This is a genomic window from Gordonia gummivorans (assembly GCF_022513585.1).
Taxonomy (GTDB): Bacteria; Actinomycetota; Actinomycetes; order Mycobacteriales; family Mycobacteriaceae; genus Gordonia.
The window spans coordinates 1-18,616 of sequence record NZ_JAKWBF010000006.1 but is presented as its reverse complement, the minus strand read 5'-3'; the positions used below and the strand labels follow the sequence as shown (position 1 = coordinate 18,616).

20 protein-coding genes are annotated in these 18,616 nt (G+C 66.1%); 3 read left to right on the top strand and 17 right to left on the bottom strand.

Going from position 1 to position 18,616, the window contains the following annotated elements:
- The first annotated feature begins 13 nt into the window (after nt 1-13).
- Entirely contained in the window at nt 14-649 is a 636-nt protein-coding gene (locus tag MKW15_RS06310; protein WP_240856739.1) for a dTMP kinase, read from the top strand.
- 66 nt (nt 650-715) lie between these two features.
- A complete protein-coding gene (locus MKW15_RS06305; RefSeq protein ID WP_240856738.1) occupies nt 716-1,510 on the top strand; it encodes a hypothetical protein in 795 nt (264 codons plus the stop codon).
- A gap of 381 nt (nt 1,511-1,891) precedes the next feature.
- Here MKW15_RS06305 and ahcY read toward each other — a convergent pair whose 3' ends face one another.
- From ahcY to MKW15_RS06250, 11 genes are all read right to left on the bottom strand, one after another.
- A complete protein-coding gene (gene ahcY / locus MKW15_RS06300; protein WP_240856737.1) occupies nt 1,892-3,361 on the bottom strand; it encodes an adenosylhomocysteinase in 1,470 nt (489 codons plus the stop codon).
- A 120-nt stretch (nt 3,362-3,481) separates the two neighbouring features.
- Nucleotides 3,482-5,011: an amino acid permease gene (locus tag MKW15_RS06295; protein ID WP_240856736.1), complete on the bottom strand. Its 1,530-nt coding sequence runs from the start codon at nt 5,009-5,011 to the stop codon at nt 3,482-3,484.
- A gap of 150 nt (nt 5,012-5,161) precedes the next feature.
- Nucleotides 5,162-5,464: a WXG100 family type VII secretion target gene (locus MKW15_RS06290; RefSeq protein WP_240856735.1), complete on the bottom strand. Its 303-nt coding sequence runs from the start codon at nt 5,462-5,464 to the stop codon at nt 5,162-5,164.
- Between the two features lie 31 nt (nt 5,465-5,495).
- Nucleotides 5,496-5,831 carry a WXG100 family type VII secretion target gene (locus tag MKW15_RS06285; RefSeq protein ID WP_240856734.1) on the bottom strand — a complete coding sequence of 112 codons (336 nt, stop codon included), beginning with the start codon at nt 5,829-5,831 and terminating at the stop codon, nt 5,496-5,498.
- A gap of 91 nt (nt 5,832-5,922) precedes the next feature.
- Nucleotides 5,923-6,723, bottom strand: a complete 801-nt coding sequence (locus MKW15_RS06280) for an ESX secretion-associated protein EspG (protein ID WP_240856733.1) — start codon at nt 6,721-6,723, stop codon at nt 5,923-5,925.
- Nucleotides 6,720-7,763 carry a PPE domain-containing protein gene (locus MKW15_RS06275; RefSeq protein ID WP_240856732.1) on the bottom strand — a complete coding sequence of 348 codons (1,044 nt, stop codon included), beginning with the start codon at nt 7,761-7,763 and terminating at the stop codon, nt 6,720-6,722. Before MKW15_RS06275 ends, MKW15_RS06280 begins: the two co-directional genes overlap by 4 nt.
- Nucleotides 7,764-7,899: 136 nt before the next feature.
- A complete protein-coding gene (locus MKW15_RS06270; RefSeq protein WP_240856731.1) occupies nt 7,900-8,223 on the bottom strand; it encodes a PE family protein in 324 nt (107 codons plus the stop codon).
- A 7-nt stretch (nt 8,224-8,230) separates the two neighbouring features.
- Nucleotides 8,231-9,589: a hypothetical protein gene (locus MKW15_RS06265; protein ID WP_240856730.1), complete on the bottom strand. Its 1,359-nt coding sequence runs from the start codon at nt 9,587-9,589 to the stop codon at nt 8,231-8,233.
- A gap of 11 nt (nt 9,590-9,600) precedes the next feature.
- Entirely contained in the window at nt 9,601-9,909 is a 309-nt protein-coding gene (locus MKW15_RS06260; RefSeq protein ID WP_240856729.1) for a type VII secretion target, read from the bottom strand.
- Between the two features lie 53 nt (nt 9,910-9,962).
- The gene (locus MKW15_RS06255; protein WP_240856728.1) at nt 9,963-10,286 is read right to left on the bottom strand and encodes a YbaB/EbfC family nucleoid-associated protein; all 324 of its coding nucleotides are present in this window, start codon (nt 10,284-10,286) and stop codon (nt 9,963-9,965) included.
- Nucleotides 10,287-10,299: 13 nt separating this feature from the next.
- Entirely contained in the window at nt 10,300-10,728 is a 429-nt protein-coding gene (locus MKW15_RS06250) for a hypothetical protein (RefSeq protein ID WP_240856727.1), read from the bottom strand.
- Nucleotides 10,729-11,076: 348 nt separating this feature from the next.
- Here MKW15_RS06250 and MKW15_RS06245 point away from each other — a divergent pair, with 348 nt between their 5' ends.
- Nucleotides 11,077-12,417, top strand: a complete 1,341-nt coding sequence (locus MKW15_RS06245; protein WP_240856726.1) for a MinD/ParA family ATP-binding protein — start codon at nt 11,077-11,079, stop codon at nt 12,415-12,417.
- 465 nt (nt 12,418-12,882) lie between these two features.
- Here MKW15_RS06245 and MKW15_RS06240 read toward each other — a convergent pair whose 3' ends face one another.
- The 6 genes from MKW15_RS06240 to MKW15_RS06215 all read right to left on the bottom strand — a co-directional run.
- Nucleotides 12,883-14,547: a DUF4185 domain-containing protein gene (locus MKW15_RS06240; RefSeq protein WP_240856725.1), complete on the bottom strand. Its 1,665-nt coding sequence runs from the start codon at nt 14,545-14,547 to the stop codon at nt 12,883-12,885.
- A 48-nt stretch (nt 14,548-14,595) separates the two neighbouring features.
- Complete coding sequence (locus MKW15_RS06235; RefSeq protein WP_240856724.1) at nt 14,596-15,057, bottom strand: lytic murein transglycosylase; 462 nt, start codon at nt 15,055-15,057, stop codon at nt 14,596-14,598.
- A 352-nt stretch (nt 15,058-15,409) separates the two neighbouring features.
- Nucleotides 15,410-15,832, bottom strand: coding sequence for a DUF4259 domain-containing protein (locus MKW15_RS06230; RefSeq protein ID WP_240856723.1), 423 nt, complete (start codon nt 15,830-15,832; stop codon nt 15,410-15,412).
- Between the two features lie 24 nt (nt 15,833-15,856).
- On the bottom strand, nt 15,857-16,843 hold the full coding sequence (locus MKW15_RS06225) for a DUF695 domain-containing protein (protein WP_240856722.1): 987 nt from the start codon (nt 16,841-16,843) through the stop codon (nt 15,857-15,859).
- Nucleotides 16,844-17,097: 254 nt separating this feature from the next.
- Nucleotides 17,098-17,700, bottom strand: a complete 603-nt coding sequence (locus MKW15_RS06220; RefSeq protein WP_240856721.1) for a hypothetical protein — start codon at nt 17,698-17,700, stop codon at nt 17,098-17,100.
- A gap of 62 nt (nt 17,701-17,762) precedes the next feature.
- The coding region (locus tag MKW15_RS06215; protein ID WP_240856720.1) for an ISL3 family transposase at nt 17,763-18,616 on the bottom strand (854 nt) is incomplete at its 5' end.

The following is an 18,616-nucleotide window of genomic DNA, read 5'->3' as shown; positions in this document are numbered from 1 at the left end:
TATGCTGCAGGTCGTGGGCGAGCTGATCGCGGTGGAGGGCCTCGACGGGGCGGGCAAGAACACGTTGGTGACCGGCCTGGTCGAGCACTGGCACTCGCGCGGAGCACGCGTCGCGCAGTTGACCTTCCCTCGGTACGGCCGTACCGCGACGGCCGACATCGCAGCCGAGGCGCTGCACGGCAAGCACGGCGACCTGCGCGACAGTGTGTACGCGATGGCTCTGCTGTTTGCTTTGGACCGTGCCGACGCTGCCGACGAGATCCGCTCTGCCCGAAGCGAATTCGACGTGGTGATCCTCGACCGCTACGTCGCGTCGAATGCCGCCTACAGTGCTGCCCGGCTCCATCAGGACGCCGATGGTGAGGTCGTCCACTGGGTCGCCGACCTCGAGTTCGGGCGGTTCGGATTACCGCTGCCCGACCGGCAGGTCCTGCTCGGGGTGCCCGCGGAGGTCGCGATGGCACGCGCCGAGTCCCGGGCCGACGCCGACGCGACTCGCGCACGCGATCACTACGAGCGCGACGCCGACCTCCAACGTCGGGTCGACGCGGTCTACCGCGGTCTGGCGAGCACGTCCTGGCGTTCGCCGTGGACCGAATTCGACGGTGGCGACATCTCGATCTTGGCACGACTTCTGCTACCCGAATGACCGTGCGGTAACGGCCCCCCGTCGCTTGGATAGCCTGGAAACAATGACTTCAGCGCAGGAGTACCCATGACGTTTCAGCCGCCGCCACCGGGTGGTCGCGCAGGGCCGCCTCCCGGTCCGCGTTCGCATCCGGTCGGGCCGCCGACCGGGGGTTTTCCAGGTCTGTCCGGCCCGGGTCCGCTGCAACCGCCGACGACCGGTCCGGCCGGCCAGTACGGTCCTGCGGCAACGCCTTACGGGCCGCCGGGACCGCCTGGACCCGGCCAGTTCGGTCCAGGTCCCGGCTATTCCCCACCGGGTCCCGGTCGGCCCCCGAACGGGGGCGGCAACGGGGGCACCATCGCGGCCATCGTGTGCGGCGTCATCGCGGTCCTCGCGATCGCCGGCCTGGTGGTGACGCTGATCGTCAAATCGAACTCATCGGGCGACGACACGCCTGCCGCGGCGTCGACGACGCAGACCACGTCGGACACCACGACAACCGATTCGCCCTATTCGACGTATTCGACGCCCGACTCCACGACCCCGCCCAGCGGCGGAGATCCGACCGAAGTCGCTGCGATTCAGGTCGCGATGCAGAACTATGTGACGGCCGGAAACGCCCGGGACCTCACGCGCATGAAGGCCGCCGTCTGCAGCCAGAACCGCAGCCAAGTGACGCTGCCCAGCAAGCCGGGCAACATCATCATCGAATCGCTGCTCGCGACCCAGATCGACGGCGACTTCGCGCAGACACGCATGCTCGTCCACGTCGAAGAGGGCACCCGGCGCACAGCGTCGGAACCGGCGAATGCCCGGCTGCTCAAGGAGAACAACCAATGGCTGTACTGCCCCGGAGCCGAGCCGTCGATCGGGACGTGAGGGCCGTCGGCTGAGACTCCGCTCGTGGCGGCCACACCCTGTGTCGAATCGGGTCAACTGGGTGCTGCAGCACACAGATTCTCCAACAGGACACAGAGTGTCGGTAGCACCTCGCTGAGCCAACCGCGGATCGTGGTCATCCGGGTGTATCCCGAAGCGGACGGGCCCGATCTCCGTCACCAGTCATCGCGTTCCCGCCGAACGTGACGCCAGGAGCACGCGGCCCACAAAAGTAGGGGAGGAAACTTCCTCCCCTACCCTCGGTGTCCTCCCCCAGAAAATTCGCGGACGATTATGAAACCCGGGGAAGAAGTTCTTCCCCTAGATTTTGCGGGCACGACGCCATCGTGTTTCCCCAGGTCGGAGCGCTGACCAGGCAGATCAGTAGCGGTAGTGCTCCGGCTTGTACGGTCCTTCGACGTCGACGTTGATGTACTCGGCCTGTTCCTTGGTGAGCTTGGTCAGCGTGCCGCCGAGAGCTTCGACGTGGATGCGCGCGACCTTCTCGTCGAGATGCTTGGGCAGGCGGTAGACCTCGTTGTCGTATTCGTCGTTCTTGGTCCACAGTTCGATCTGCGCGATCACCTGGTTGGAGAAGCTGTTGCTCATCACGAACGACGGGTGGCCGGTCGCGTTGCCCAGGTTGAGCAGACGTCCCTCGCTGAGCACGATGATTGACTTGCCGTCCTCGAAGATCCACTGGTCGACCTGCGGCTTGATGTTGATCCGCTTGGCGCCCGACCCCTCGAGGCCGGCCATGTCGATCTCGTTGTCGAAGTGGCCGATGTTGCCGAGGATGGCCTGGAACTTCATCTGACGCATGTGCGCGAGGGTGATGATGCCGAGGTTGCCGGTGGAGGTGATGACGATGTCGGCGTCGCCGATCGCCTGCTCGACGGTCACGACATCGAAGCCGTCCATGAGGGCCTGCAGCGCGTTGATCGGGTCGATCTCGGTGACCTGCACGCGCGCGCCCTGACCGGCCAGCGACTCCGCGCAACCCTTGCCTACGTCGCCGTAACCACAGATCAGAACCTTCTTGCCGCCGATCAGCACGTCGGTGCCGCGGTTGATGCCATCGATCAGGGAGTGTCGGGTGCCGTACTTGTTGTCGAACTTGCTCTTGGTGACCGAGTCGTTGACGTTGATCGCCGGGAACGACAAATCACCCGCGGCGGCAAACTGGTAGAGCCGCAGCACGCCGGTGGTGGTTTCCTCGGTGACACCCTTGACGGACTCGGCGATGGTCGTCCACTTGGACTTGTCGTTCTCGAAGCCCGTCCGGAGCAACTCGAGGAACACCTTGTACTCGGCGGAATGATCGTCCTCGGCGGGCGGAACAACCCCGGCCTTCTCGAACTCGGCGCCACGCAGGACCAGCATGGTCGCGTCACCACCGTCGTCGAGGATCATGTTGGCGGGCTCGTCGGGGTTGGGCCAGGTAAGCATCTGCTCGGCCGCCCACCAGTATTCCTCGAGCGTCTCACCCTTCCAGGCGAACACCGGGACGCCCTTGGGCTCGTCGGGGGTGCCGTGTGGCCCGATGACGACGGCCGCGGCGGCGTGATCCTGGGTGGAGAAGATGTTGCACGACGCCCAGCGCACCTCGGCGCCGAGCGCGACGAGCGTCTCGATCAGCACCGCGGTCTGGACCGTCATGTGCAGCGACCCCGAGATGCGGGCGCCCTTCAGCGGGGCGACGTCGGCGTACTCGCGGCGCAGCGACATCAGGCCGGGCATCTCGTGCTCGGCGAGTTCGATCTCCTTGCGGCCGAAGTCCGCGAGTGACAGGTCGGCCACCTTGTAGTCGATGCCGTTTCGGGTGTCGGCCTGCAGTGCGGAGCTCGTCATGTGTTCCCCTTGTCGTTCGCGTCGGAATGCTGCTCGGATGCAGCTCGAAAGGCGTTCGACTAGAGGCTATCGGACGGCGTCAGGCGACACCTGTGGCAGGTGTCACCACCGACGACCGACTCAGAGCTCGGCGCGACCCTCGGGGGCCACCTTCGCGTCGTCGAGGGGTGGGACCTCGCCGCGCTCACGCTTGCCGACCATCGAATGTCGTTGGCTGTACAGGAAGTACACGGCGACGCCGAGGACCATCCAGACCAGGAACCGAATCCAGGTCAGCGCCGACAGGTTCAGCATCAGCCAGATGCAGGCGATCACCGCGAGCACCGGGATCACCGGGCCACCGGGCACGCGGAATCCCCGCTCGAGATCGGGGCGAGTGCGCCGCAGGACCATCACGCCGATGGCGACCACGATGAACGCGAACAACGTTCCGACGTTGACCATCTCGTGCAGCTTGTCGATCGGCAGGAACCCGGCAACCAGGGCACATACGACGCCGATGAGGATCGTCAGACGAGCTGGGGTGCCGAACCGCGGATGGGTCTTCGACATCGCACGCGGCAGCAGCCCGTCGCGGCACATCGCGAACAGCACCCGGGACTGTCCGAGCATCAGCACCATCACGACGGTCGTCAGACCTGCCAGCGCACCGAAGGCTGTGACCTTCTCCGCCCACGTGATGCCCTCGACCTGGAACACGTCGGCGAGGTCGGCATCCTTGCCGGCCAATTCCTTGTAGCTGACCATGCCGGTCACCACGATCGTCACGAGCACGTAGAGGGCGGTGACGATGGCGAGCGAGCCGAGGATGCCGCGCGGCACATCCTTGCGCGGGTTGCGTGTTTCTTCTGCAGTTGTCGCAACGACGTCGAACCCGATGAAGGCGAAGAACACCAGCGACGCCGCCGCGAGGACGCCGTACCAGCCGTAGGAGGAGTCTCCGCCGCCACTGATCAGGGAGAACAGGGTCGAATCGACCGACTTGTGGGTTCCCTCGCCGGACTCGGCCGGCGGCACGAACGGCGTGAAGTTGTCGGCCTTGATGTGGAAGAAGCCGACGACGATGACGAGGAGGACCACGCCGACCTTGATGGCCGTGATCACGGCACTCACCACCGACGAGAGCCGTGTTCCGATCACGAGCAGGGTCGTGACAACGGCGATGATCAGGATCGCGCCCCAGTCGACCGTCACCGACCCGATGTCGAAGGAGGCCGACGACGCGGTGCTGTTGGTGGTGAAGGCGTTGACCACATACTGCGACCAGCCCTTGGCCACCACCGCAGCGCCGACCGCGAACTCGAGAATCAGGTCCCAGCCGAGGATCCAGGCGACGAACTCGCCGAGCGTCGCGTAGCCGAAGGTGTACGCGGACCCGGCCACCGGCACCGTCGACGCGAATTCGGCGTAGCACAGCGCGGCGAACGCACAGGTGATCGCGGCGATGATGAAGGAGACCGAGATCGCCGGACCGGCCTTGTCGGCGGCCGTCTGGACGGTGAGGGTGAAGATTCCGGCGCCGATCACCACCGATACGCCGAAAACGATCAGGTTCCACGCACTGAGGTTTTTCCGGAGTTTGTGTTCCGGCTCGTCGGTGTCGGCCATCGACTGCTCGACCGATTTGATGCGCGTCAACGGATTGGCCATGAACGATCCTCCCGTGAGTCAGAGCGGATGCAGCGTTCATTTACGCTAACCGAACGATCACCGGCGCCGCGCGGGAATCAGCGTCGAGCGTGTCCCGTTACGGCCCACCCGGGATTGCCAGGTGGGCCGAAACGGGCGATCGGGTGGAGCTCAGACCAGGCCGCGGAAGCCCTGCCCGATGCTCGAGTCGGTTTCCGACATCACGCGACTCGCATTCGACACACCCGTCTTCAACGCCATCAGCTGGTCACGCGACGTGGTGAAGATGCGGTCGAAGTTCTGTTGCGCCTCGGTGTAGGCCTGCTTGGCGTCCGCCGAGTTCCAGTTGCCGTGCAGCGCAGCCACCTGGGTCTTCAGCTGACCGTTGAGGTCCTCGAGACGGTTGAAGGCGGCGAGCAGGCCGCTGCTGAGGTCGCCGAGCGAGGCGAAGTCATAGTTGATCTGTCCGGACATGGGAGTTCCTTTCGTGTCGGAATGGGAAGTGTCAGACCGAGACCGGGCCGCCGGCGAGACCGTTGGCCGCCGACGCGTCCTGGTCTTCGTAGCCGGCGAAGCCCTGGCTCAGCTGGGTGCGGATCTGGTCGAGCAGGTTGTTGAGCGTGATCGCCGCGCGGTTCCAGTCGGTGTGCGTACCGTCGAAGGCCACCCCCGCCCGGCCCTGCCAGGTGGGCGTGGCGTTGCCCGCGTGCCGGGCCATGACGCCGATGGTTTCCTTCATGTCGTCGACGATGCTCGCGACCGACTGCGCGGTTGCCTGCGCGTCGGCCACGTTGAGGGCGACCCCCGGGCCCGCCGATCCGATTCCGGGAAGATTCAGCATGAGTTTTCCTCCTGTGTTTCGGCATCGTTCGGCGATGCCCCCGTTGGCGCCCACGTAGCGGACACCCCTGACCGTTCCCCGACCTGAATCATCATGGGAACCAACGACTGTCGGGCAGGGTCTCGATCAGCAGGCCAATCGCTTGCGTGATCCGATGCCCCGTACCCGGCGACAGCGTGGTCCACAGACGTCCGTCCAGGGACTTACTGGGGCTGGATACGATTCGACCCTTGCCGGTGTCGAAAACCGCTACCGCTCCAGAAGATTGGGTGAGCACACCAGCGTCGTGCGCGATCGCGACGATCTCGGTACGGGCTCGGCACGACGCTAACGCAGCCGAGATCATCATGGCGTCGGTCGGCGAGGCGCCGAGGGCGTGCAATGCATCAGTCATCTCGAGGCCCGTTCGGCATGAGCCCAAGCGATCGGTGAAATCGTCGGTCGGATGACTCAGTGCGCCAAAGGAACACGGAGCGCATTCGCCGAGTTCTCGCTGAAACAGCGGCCCGAGCGCATCGGCCTCGTGGAGGTCGACGAGACGAAGGTGGACATCGGTGCCGTCACGAACGGCCAGTGCGTGATGGTTACCGGCCCGCGCAAGGCACATGCGCCGGACACCGTCGTCGGTGAAGGTCCGGACTTCGATGGTCCGATCCGGCGTGGAGAGTACCCGCATCGCTGCGCCGAGCCAGGCCACCGGCTCGTCGTCCGCCCAGAGGCCGAGGTCGACGATCCGCGCGTCGAGATCGGCCGGCGACATTCTCGCCGGCTCGGGTTCGAGGACGCCGTCGACATCGAGTACCACGGGCCAGGTCTGCACGCCGTGTCGTTCGCCGAGGCGGCGCAGCACCGCGACATCGAGCGCGATTGCCGTCATGTCGGTTGTCGTCATGGTCGGCGCCCTCCGTCCGGACCGAGCAACAGGGTCTCGGCGGTGTACCGGGGATCGACCGATCCAGGTTTGACGACGTGCTGTGCGACGGCGTGGTCGGCGACCGCGATGTCGGCCCAGGTGGTTGGATTCTCCGATTCCGTTGCAACAACGCCCGATTCGCTGGATCCGGGAATCCCGGAGTCCACGACGCGGACCACCGTACGATCGCCGGCCGCGGCCGTGACCGGCGACGGTGCCATCGGCGGCGCTGCGGATGTCGGATGGGGTTGCGAGACTTGCGGTGCCGACAAGTCACGTGCCACGCCGGGAACCGGAGACTGCGGTTGGGCCAGAGTTGTCGGGATGTAGGCGAGCTTCTCCTGTTGCAGTGCAACAAATCCCGCGGGCAGCACGGACGGTGCTCCCGGTGACGCAACAGGTGATGGTGGAGTCTGGACCGCGGCGTTGGTGGTTACCCGCTGCGCGGCATGCTCGGCATCCAGTGGCGCGGCGGAGACCAGGTCGGGTGCCGGTGACGCCGAGTTCCAGGGCTTGGCGACGGGTTCGGTGGCCACCTCGTAGGCCTGCATCACCCGCGAGGCCCGCATGTGTTGATCGTGGGCGGCGCGCTCGATCTGCGCGGCAGCACCGGCGATCAACGGAACCACACTGTTTGCTGCCCTGGATATCTCGTGCATCTGTTGAACGAGCCCGATCTCGGCGATGGCCGGCATGTTCAGCCGGGCAACCGTGATCGCGGCTGCCTGCGCATGGGCGCGGGCCGCGTTGTATCCGGCCTCGACTGCAGTGTCGGCGAACCACGGCGCGAGTCGGGTCAATCGCTCGAAGGCCGCACTCGACTGCGCCGACTGCCAATGCACACCCAACCTCGCGAGCACGGCCGCGTACTCGGCGCCCGCTTCGCCCAGATCTGCCGACAACCTCGCCCAGGCGAGGCCGGCCTCTGCCAGTGGCCCCGGCCCTGGTCCGTCACCCAGATCGGAGGCGAGTTGTTCGCTGTTTCGAGCGTCCCAGTCGACGCCGGTGAATCCGGTCACTGCTCCTCCTCTCTGGACATGAAATCGGTTGAATGACTTTGCTTTCGGAAGCCCTTCGAGGCTCGCTACGCTCGCACCTCAGGGAGCGGTATAAGCTCGCTCCGCTCGCACCTCAGGGAACGACAGGGCGCGCTCCTCAGTGCGGCGCGAGTGGTGGAACCCGGAACATGCTGGCAGCGTCATCGTCGCCCTGCGTGAACCCCGCGGCCTGCGCTCTCAGCACCGCGGCGATCTTGCGCAACTCGTGGACGCCCGACGCAGCGTCGGCCCCGAATGTCTCGGCGACGGTGGAGAAGCTGTCGGCAGCGGCGATCGACACCTCGTCACGCCCCTGGGGCGCGACCTGCAAGGTGTGTCCGGCCGAGGTCACCGAATGCTCCAACCGTTCGGCGATGCGGTCGAGATCCGCAGCGGCGACGAGTAGTTCGGATGGATCTACGCGAAGTTGTGAGTCGGTCATGGGTGTCTCACTTCCGTGTTGTATCCGCGCTGGGTGGTCCCAGCCGGAGTTCGATGTCGGGTGCAGGATCTGGTTCGGGTGTCTCGTCGTGGCCGAGCACCGCGGGCACCACCTCGAGGTCGTCGCCGACGATCCGCTGTCCGTTGATCTCCGAGACCAGATAGTCGGCGATCGCGTGCTGATCGGCGGATGCGCCTGCCGTGCGCCCCATCCCGGCGGCACCCGCGCCCAGCGGGGCAGCACCCATTGGCATCGCCTGCGTCGAGCCCGGACCTCGCACCGGGGTGGCCGCGACGTTGGCGCCGGGGGTTTCGACCGCTGCCGGAGTGGTCGGGACCGTGGTCCGGGCATTGTTCAGCGCCGGCACCATGCCGAGGCCACCGAGCGCCGCACCAGTGACTCGCGCCCCGCCCTTGCCCACCGGATGCGGCATCGGGCCGCCCGGAGCGGGCTTGTCCTTCTTTGGCTGTTCACGATTGTTGTTCTGGTTGCGGTCCGGCTGGTTGATGGTGGTGATCATCTTGCCGACGGGTTTCGCCAGGGCCGAGGGCAATTCGACTGCCGTCGACAGCGCCGGGGAGACGACGTCGAGCACCGAACTGGCGATCGCGAACGGCGACGGACCGGCAGCCGGCTTGGGCGCGTTGGTCACCGGCACCTTGGTGCCGTTCACGGTCATCTTGCCGGTCGGTGCGAGCAGCGCCGCCCGGGTGGCGGCCACCGCGGCGGTGGCCTCGCCGAGGCCGAGATTGGCGAACCCCACCGCAAGTCCGATGCCGGCCGCGAAGGCGGGGCTCACGATCATCGGCACCACGGCGGCAATCTTGGCGACGGTCGCGGCAATGATCGCCTGCACCGCAGCCAGACCGTGGGCCACGATCGCGGCGGCGGCGTTGATGTCGAAGGACATTCCGGTGCCCTGCGTCGCGAGTGCCGCACTGTTGGTCGACGCCTGCGCGGTCTTGGCACCGGCACCCAGCGACGACTGGCCCGCCCACAGTTTGTCGGCGAGGCCGAGTGCGCCCTTGCTCATCGTCATCGTTGTCTCGAGCACCTTCGACAAACTCTGGAAGATGGCCGATGGGTCGAAGCCTGCCTTCGAGAGATCACCGGTTCCGAAGCCGCCCAACAGATCTGTCATGGGTTTGATCAGCAGGTCGAGGTCGATGGTCGGCATCGGCGGGAGACCGGGCATCGGCGGCAGCGGCGGCAGCACCGGCAACGGCGGCAGACCGAGGCGGGTAAGGACGTCGGCGACGGGTGTGTCGAGGATGGGTCCGAGCGGCGTCGCGTCGACCATGTCCTGCACGGTCATGTGCATCATCGCCGGCACGTCGGGCAGACACGGCTGCGGCGTGTGGGGCATGTGGGCCGGTGTCACAGGGCGGACCTGATGACTGCGGCGTTGTTGCCGTCGGTCGTCTCGAAGGTGGCGAGACCGGCCGCGGTAGAGGCCGCCGTAGCCGCATGCACCGCCGCCAATTCGCCCACGGACGTGAGGTGATTCACCTGCGCGGCAATGAAAGCCGCCAGGAACTCCTGGCCGATCAGTCCGAACACCGGCACCATGATCGCGGTGTTGGCCGCCGCGTTGATGGAGCCGGCCGCACCCACCGCCGTCGCCATCGCGACATTGGTCCCGGTGAACGCCTCGAGCACCTCTGGTGTCACGCGCACATCGGTCATGACAACCCCCTTAGTAGTGATGTCGGATGGATCGTGTTGTGGAACAGCGGCAATCAGGTCGCCGGCCGTGACGCCAGCAGGTCGGCGAAGGCTTCGTTGAACTCGTCGGTGGCCGCCGCCCGCTGAGCGAAGGCGCGCTGCGCAGCCATGGCCGCGGTGGCGACGATCTGCTCGCCGAGCCGAGTGGCACCCAGTTCGTTGGCACCCGACGCCAACCAGAGTCCGGTCAGCGCACCGTTCGCGTCGACCTCCGCCGTCACGAGATCGTCGGGCGACGTCGCCCGCACCGCAATCGACCCCAGCTTCTCGCTGAACTCGTGCAGCCCGTTCAACTGCGCCTGCGCGCGGGCTTCGAGTTCGTCCATCGCCCAGCTCATCTCGACACCCCCGTCATCCGCGCCGGAGCCACGAGACAGGCTCATCGGCGTCGGAGTCGTCCTGGTACTCGGCACGTGCCACGTCGTCGGCCTTCGGCAGTTTCATCTCGTCGACGAGCTCGGCGGCCATCCCGTCGGCCAGCAGATCGGCGCGCAGCCGCACACCTGCGGACATCGCGGCCTGACGACAGAGACGCAAGATCTCGCCGGCGAGCACGGATGGCTCCTTGTCGAGCATCGACGGTTCGATCCGCACCGACAGCGGCAGACCCTGATAGGTGGTGACCACCGACAGCGATCCCGACCGCGACCGTGCCTGCGCCGGCTGATGCAATGCCGCCCACGCCCCGTGGTCTGCCGGCGGGAGTTCCTCACCCCCACCAGAAGCCGCTGCATGATCACCGATCGAATCGCGGTGGATGGACTCGCTGAATGTCGTCACGATCGCCCCCTTCTGATTCTTTAGACGCAGCGTCGGGGATTTCGGATCCATGGATTCTTGGTCGATGCCCCCGCACTGGCCGACCTGCAGAGATGCCGACCCGGTCAGCACTGACCGAATGCTTGAAAAGATCCTGCCACAGGTCCGTGACTGCGCCCACACTTTGTGCACAGCTCGTTCGGCGTCCCACCGGCCCGACCGGCCGCCCTCGCTTTGGGTACACTCCGGCCTGTGCCGTCAACAACCAGGCGTTTACGAGACTGAACGCCGACGGCACTGGTGCCGCCACAGGCCCTGCAGCCGCCGACACCGCGTCGGGGGAACGATCCACCAGGGGGACTGCCGACAATGACAGCTGAGCAACCGGCCAACGATCCGGCAACACAATCAGACGCAGCGGGACATCCGGTCACGCCGCCGTGGTTGCAGTTCGCGCCCCAACCCCCGGCAGATGGCCAGCGACCCACCGAGGGCACACCGACAGGACATACCACCGGACCGACGCACGCCGCGGAGCATCACCCCGCGCCGGGACGTCCCGAGCACCCCGTGTTCGATCCACCGCCGCCCGGGCCATACCCGGGTCCGCCGGCAGGACCATACGGTCCACCCGCGGGTTCGGGTCCCACGCCGACGCCACCTCCCCCCGCACCCGGCGCACCCTATGGGCCCCAGTACGGTCCGCCGGCAGGCTATCCGCCCCAACAGTTCCCGGGACAACAGTTCCCCGGACAGCCTGGTCCGGCCGGACCTGCGCTCGATGACGTGGCGCTGCTGCGGAAGGCGCGTCGGGCCCCAAGCCGTGGCTGGCGCCGAGCCGTCCATACTCTTTCGGCGGGCACGATCAATCCCGGTGAGTCGCAGGGCGATATCGAGTACCAGCAGCTTCTCGAACGGGTCCGACGACCCGTTCGCGGCGACTACCGCATAGCGGTGCTGTCGCTCAAGGGTGGCGTCGGGAAGACCACCACCACCGTCGGGCTCGGGTCGACCTTCGCGTCGTTGCGCGGCGACCGGGTGATCGCCGTCGACGCCAACCCCGACCTGGGCACGCTCGCACAGCGCATCCCGCAGCAGACCCGCTCCACCGTGCGCGACCTGCTCGCCGACGACAACGTCTACCGATACTCGGACGTCCGCGCGCACACCTCGCAAGCGCCGAGCCGATTGGAAGTCCTTGCTTCCGAACGCGATCCGGCGATGGCCGAGGCGTTCAACGAGGACGAGTACCGCGGCGTGGTGACCATCTTGCAGCGGTTCTACAACATCATCATCACCGATTGCGGTACGGGACTGAGTCATTCGGCGATGAACGGGGTTCTCGACCTGGCGAACGCCCTCATCCTGGTGAGCTCACCCGCGCTCGACGGTGCGCGCAGCGCCGGCGCGACCCTCGACTGGCTCGAGGCCCACGGCTACGGGCACCTCGTATCGCGGGCTGTGGTGGTACTCAGCTCGTCCCGACCCGGCGCATCGACCATCGACACCAACCAGCTCGCCCAGCACTTCCTCACCAGATGTCGTGCAGTGCAGCAGATTCCGTTCGACGACCATCTCTCCGAGGGCGCCGACGTCGACCTGGAACTGATGAGCAAACCCGCCCGGCGCGCCTTCGTCGAACTCGCCGCCAGCATGGCCGACGAATTCGCCGACGCCCCGGTCCGACGCGAGGACCCGTTCCTCGCCTGAGCTCTCACTGCTGTCTAAGGTCGGCCCCTCCGCTTCTCAGCTGAGGTGCGAGGAGCGCAAGCGACTACCCACCGCTGCCTGAGGTGCGAGGAGCGCAAGCGACGAGCCTCGAAGACCTGGCGACGCCACCTCAACAAGCCCCCTCGGGATGGCAACCAAAACGGTCGCCGCGACGTGCCTCCGAGGGCATTATGCCCTCGGATACGCGTGAGGCGGACCGTTCCAGACAGCGTCGAAGGGGGCACTCGGATCAGTATGATTTTAGGTTCGGATTCCGGACATAAAATCATACTGATCGACGTCGCAGCGCCTCGACGGCCCGGTCGCCGTCGCTGGTTATTAACCCAATTGCTCTGTCTCACGAACCCTTCGAGGCTCGCTTCGCTCGCACCTCAGGGAGCGGAGGTGGGCTCACGAAGCGGAGCTGGGCTCACGGCGGAATCGCCCCGGCGAGCCCCGACGAACTCAGCCACCCGGTCCGCGAGGTGCGTTCGGGCTCCCTTGCGGCCCTTGCAGCGACTTGGGGAGCTGCAGGGTCGGCAGCGGTCCCAGGTCGGGTGCGGGCCCCATCGGGATTCGACCACCACCGGGCAGCGGGATCTCCGGAACCCACGGCCGCGGTGCCGGAATGCCGGCGCGGGTGACCGTGGCGTGCATCAGGTAGACGTTGTAGCTCGTCCACTGCGACATCGTGAAGTACAGGTCGTTGCCCTTCGACCACGGGTGAATGCTCGCACCGTAGATCGACGGGTAGTTAGTCGCCGACGCCACCACTCGCGGCGCCGTCCACGGCCCCTGCGGATTTGCCGCCTGGCGCAATACGATTCCGTTGCTGAAGACGTCGGTCGACAGCATCAGCCAGCGTCGCAGGGACGGACTCCACTGCACCGACACCTCGCCGACGCCACCGGAGGCCACCGGCCGCGGCTCGGCGGTGAGGCCACGTCCCCAGTAGGTGCCCATCCAGTACTGGTAGGCCGCCTTGTTGAGGATCTGGTTGGCCGGAACACGCGCCACGTACACACCGCCGACACGGCCCTGCTCGGTGCCGAACATGTAGACCATGTTGCCGCGCTTAGTAAGTGCGGGCATCTGGAAGTTGCGGGCGGGTCCGGCGTTAGTCCAGAACGCGCTGCCCGACTTGCGCCAGGTCACGCCGTTGTCGTCGGACACGGCGATGCCCGAGTAGTTCGACGTCCACGACCCGGGAGCCGGACCATACTGGCGCACAGACGCATACGAGAGGTACTGGCGCCCGCCGACGGAGATGCCCGACGTCGGGAGAGTGGTGATCTCGCTGCCGTTGATCCGGCGGGCCGGGATCACCTCACGCGCCCGGCCGGCCTGGCCAGTGAGGAAGTCGCTGTAGGAGAACTGCCGCAGATTGGTGGTGTTGCTGTACGCCAATGTGTTGACGCGCCAGTCGAAACCGGTGGGCGCCTTGGTCCCGGTGTCACCGGCAAACCCGGAGCCCTGCTTGCCACCTTGCCGCAGATTCACGTAAGGCAGTGCGGGGAACGGGATCTGGGCCGGCATGATCGGGACGTTCAGGCCCGCGCCGCTCACGTACGGCGGCTGATCGCTGCGCTCACCCTGCGGACGCGGGCGCCCGAAGGTGTCGCCGAACACCGTGATGACCTGGCCCTGACCGTTGTCCCACATCACCGCGTTGCCGGCACCGGCAACGCCCCACTTGGTGTCGGTGTGGTCCACCGACTGCGCGCCCGTCAGCTTGGCGACGAAGGCGTTGGTGATGCCGTTCTTGGTGACCGGCTGGCCCGCGCCACGCTGCTGCCCAACGCGATTCGGATTCGGTGTCGGATACAGGTCGGGGCCTTGCGGTGCATTAGGCACGTTGGGGTTGATGATGACCGGCGCTTGCGGCGTGGTCGGGGTGCCGTTCGGGGCCGGTCGCGGAAGTTCCGGCACGGCGGGCGCAGGCGGCACGATCATGCCGACCGGGTTCACGTTGGGAACCGAGAGCTGCGGCTGCGCATTGAGATTGACCGGCTGTTCCTTGGTGGCACCGCTGCTGCTGGACGAGCAGGCGCTCAGCACGGTCACGGAGACCACGCCCAGCGCGATCACGGCCAGCGCCGGCCGAGAGTTGATGACTCGCGACGGTTTCACGTCAGACTCCCCCATTCGGATTGACCACACCCGCGACCTGCCGTCGGCTCATCGGCCGAAGACCGCTGCGCGCTCATGGACACGCTCGACAAAGCCTGGCGTCGAGTTGAACTGCCCCACCGCACGAGCCCAGCCGTCGGGCTGTCGGAGGTCGCCGCCGGCAGCACAGAGCAGGCGGGCCGCCGAGAGCGTCGCGTCGTCCATGTTGTCGGGGTCGGCCTTGCCGTCATCGTCGGCGTCGGTGGCGAACTGCTCCCACCGGCTGGGCATCATCTGCATCGGGCCCATGGTCCGGTCGACGACCTCACTGCCGTCGAAGCGACCGGCGTCGGTGTCCGGAATCGGTTTGGCACCAGCCGGATTCGCCTGGTCCAGACCGCGCAGGTAGGGCCGCGCAACCCCATCGGATTCGACGACGGCGCCGTCTGCGGTCGCATTGGAACTCGACACATCGCCGATCGCGGCGAGCGTCGACCAGCCGATTCCGCAGGCTGGGAGCGCCTTGTCCATGGCCGCCGCGGCGTACGCGTAGGAGCGGAGTGCCCGTTCCGGGATGCCGTACGGGCCGCTGTGTAGCTGCGATCATTCCTTCAACTGCATCGACGGGACTTGCCGTTCGGCCTGGTCGTCGTCTTTGTCCAATCGCGACGAACATGACGTGATCAAGGCAAGAACCATTACGGTCCCCACCACGAACAGCCAGCGACGACGCGCTCCCCCACCACCTTGCACGCGATGCACGCTACCGGATCGTGACCAAGAGACAAATCGACGGGGTCCGCCGAACGACCAGGACATATGCGGTGTTTCGGCCCCAAATCACGCCCGCGAGTGAGAAGGGTCACATTTTGCCGCCGACGTTCTACTCTGACCTGCGCAGGAACGAAACGAGTTGCCTCACAGGCTCCTTGGCCTCGTCCCATCGGTCGGCCTCGATCCAGAGTTCCGACCATTCGGTGGCCTCGTCGAGCACCCGCTCGGCGACGGTCACCGCTCGCGATCGCAGCGAGTCAGAGACCTCGAACGGCGCCTCGTCGAGTGTCTGCGGTCCGTACGACTCGTCCGGCTCGGGCCCGCCCGGCATCAGTGCTGCAACGGTCGCCACCGCCGCCAATGCCGCCGAGCAGACGTCGATCTCCAGTTCGTCCGGGTCGTCGGCGTCGGTCACCGCATCGAACGCGGCCTGCACCACCGACAACCGTTCATCCGGGTCGGCCTCGTCGAACTCGACGACCCAGTCGGCCGCGTCGTCGTTGTCGAAGATCCCCGATCCCCATGCGCCCACTACCAACTCCTCTGAGAGATACCGCTAACGAAAATCTGCGACGGCAGACCACCCTGGGTCCTCGAGCACATCGAACTGTGCGCCGACCGTGCGGCACCACTGTGCAACAGCATCGAGGCCTGCGCCAGGTGGCGAGTACAGGAACAGGGTCCGGGCACCGCCCTGCGTCATCGTCGCAACCAGCTCGACGTCGCCTTGCAGCGAATCGCCCAGTGTCTCCTCGTCGGCGGTCAACCGCTCGTGCTCGCCGTCCACGGGGAGCCCGTCCGCTCGTGCCCGAAACTCCCTGCGCACCACGACCGCCTGCGTCGCCAAGGGCGCGGACAACCATTGCAGCGGGCGACGCACCGACACCAGGACCGGGCCGTCCGGCGTCTCGGCAGACAGCATGGCCCACTCGTCTGTCGGGGCTCGCACAGCCAACGCCGTGACCACCGCCCGGAGATCCGCCACATCGACGAGATCGTTCGTCGGGCTGGTCAGCACGCCGATCGGCCCGATCCACTGACCGACCCAATCCTCGCCGAGCACCCAATCCAGCACGAGGAAGGCGATCTGCGTCGCCTCCTCGTCGGGCAGCTTCGCGAACACCGGGTGAAAGACCCCGACACTCACCCACCAGTGCTCCTCGTCGACGAACAACTGGAAGCGCGTGTCGGCGACATCGACCGCGAGGCCACCGAACTGCGCGCGAATGTTCTCGATGTCGGCTTCGGGGAGCCGCGCCGGCGCATATACGAATTGGTCGTCGGCGGGACTCGCATCCGCCCAGCGCTGGGTGACGGCCCGCAATCGCGGGTCGCCGCCACCGCTGACGACGAACTGGTGCTGGCAGGTCCCGTCGGTGCCGAACTCCCATGCCAGAGCGGGATCGATGGCCTCGACGGCCGCGCTCACGGTCGCAGCCAGTGCTTCCCCGTCCCGTGCAACCAACCCGGCCACGACGGCCCGACGCCCAGCGTCGGCCCACCACCGCCAGAATCGTCCGATCGCAACATCTTCCTCGCGCATGCATCAACAGTATCGGCGATACCGACACCTTCGACGCGGCGCTCCACAGCCTCGGTCGGAGTTACCAGGAACAGCTGGTCGTGCAGTGCCACCGTCTGCGGTGGTCGTAGTCCAAAGAAGGTGAGTAGATCCCATCTCTCAAGGAACTAGCCAAAGACCTCAAGAGATTCTGACCGTCAGCGTCGATTGAGAAGAGCGAGTCTGCTTACTGGTGGCATTTACGAGCTGAGGCCGATTTCTTCGTCGCCCGCAGCTCAGCTTTCAGCTTCATCGATCGAGAAGTGCACCGACTCACCCGGCTCCACTCGTCGAAGCTGCTGAGAAATCTGCGACGCCACTCCCCAATGCACACTCAGGTCCGCGAGTTCCAAATTGCTCACGACCAACTCTCCACCCAACTCGAATGGCACCACCATCGACGCGCAACTCATCCAATTCGGCGTCACCGCATTCACTCGCCACTCGTTGAATAGCTCCACCTCGAGCACCTCATGCCCCATCTCCGGTAGTACCTTGTCGAACAGATCCGGCAGTTCATCACACACTTCGAACTCGCCCTCAGTCGGATCGAGCAAGCTCACACCGGCCCCGGAATCCAGCGGGCGCGTGTCCCAAGCATAAAAGCGTCCAAGCCAATCACCCGCGATTACCTCAATGTGACTCGCCAACAACCGATTTGACTGAGCGACGATACCCCGAGCCACATCTGCCTCACCGCGGGTATAGATGCGGAACAGGCCCTTTTCCAGTACCAACCCGCCAAAGTTGTCGCGGACGCGTTGAGGGGTGTCGTATCGCAGACCTTGGCCGGCAGGTACACCGCAACTGGGGCGAAACATTACGAGCAGTGGTTGCATACGTTCCTCGGTTAGTTGGCCAGGTGGTGTTTGGCGGCTCTTCGAAGTTAGGCGGGCACTGCTCAGCAGTGGAATTGCTGGTTGTTGGCCCGCTGGGCGCGGGTGCAGTGGAATCGTATCCGGCGGCGTGAGTTCTCGGTGTTGCGGAATCCGCAAGCAACGCGTTTGACCTGTTTCACCAGTCGGTTGTAGCCCTCGGTGCGGGCGTTTGTCAGCCCGGTCTGCACGAACGCCAGGATCGCCGGCCACCACGCCTCGATCGTGGTCGCCAGCCGGGAGACTTCTGGGATGTCGGCCTGCGCGCACCAAGTGTAGAAGCGGTAGAGCCGGCGACGGATCTCACTGTTGTCCACACCCTGACGCGCGGCGGAAAGTAGCTGGCGTAGTTCCTCTTTCGCGATGTAGGCGGTGAGGATCTGCGCGGACGGATCGTGATCGATCAATGCGTTCCACATCTTGGCAAATGACCTGTCCGACAGGTGTTCTCGCGCCGAGAGTAACCGTCGACGATTCGCCCATTCCGGGTCCTGTTTTCGCCCCCGGCGGCCGTGGGTGTCGAAGGTGACCCGCCGCCGCACCGCGGTAAGGGCGTCGTTGGCGAGCTTGACGAGGTGGAAGTGATCGACCACCACCTGTGCGTTGGGTAACAACTCGGCGGTGACCGCAGCGGCATACGCTGCCGACGGATCGATCACCACATGGGTGATCTCGTTACGGAACTTCGTGGTCTGCGTGGTGAGCCACCGGGTGACCGCCGCACCCGTGCGGCCTTCGACCTGCCCGAGCAGGCCCTGATCGCCGCTGAGGTCGACGAATCCGGTGTCCCACGGATCGACCCGCACCCAGCGTCTGCCGTCTTTGTCACGCGTCCAGCGGGGCTTGCCGCGGCGGGTCTCATCAATCCCGAGGACCCGCA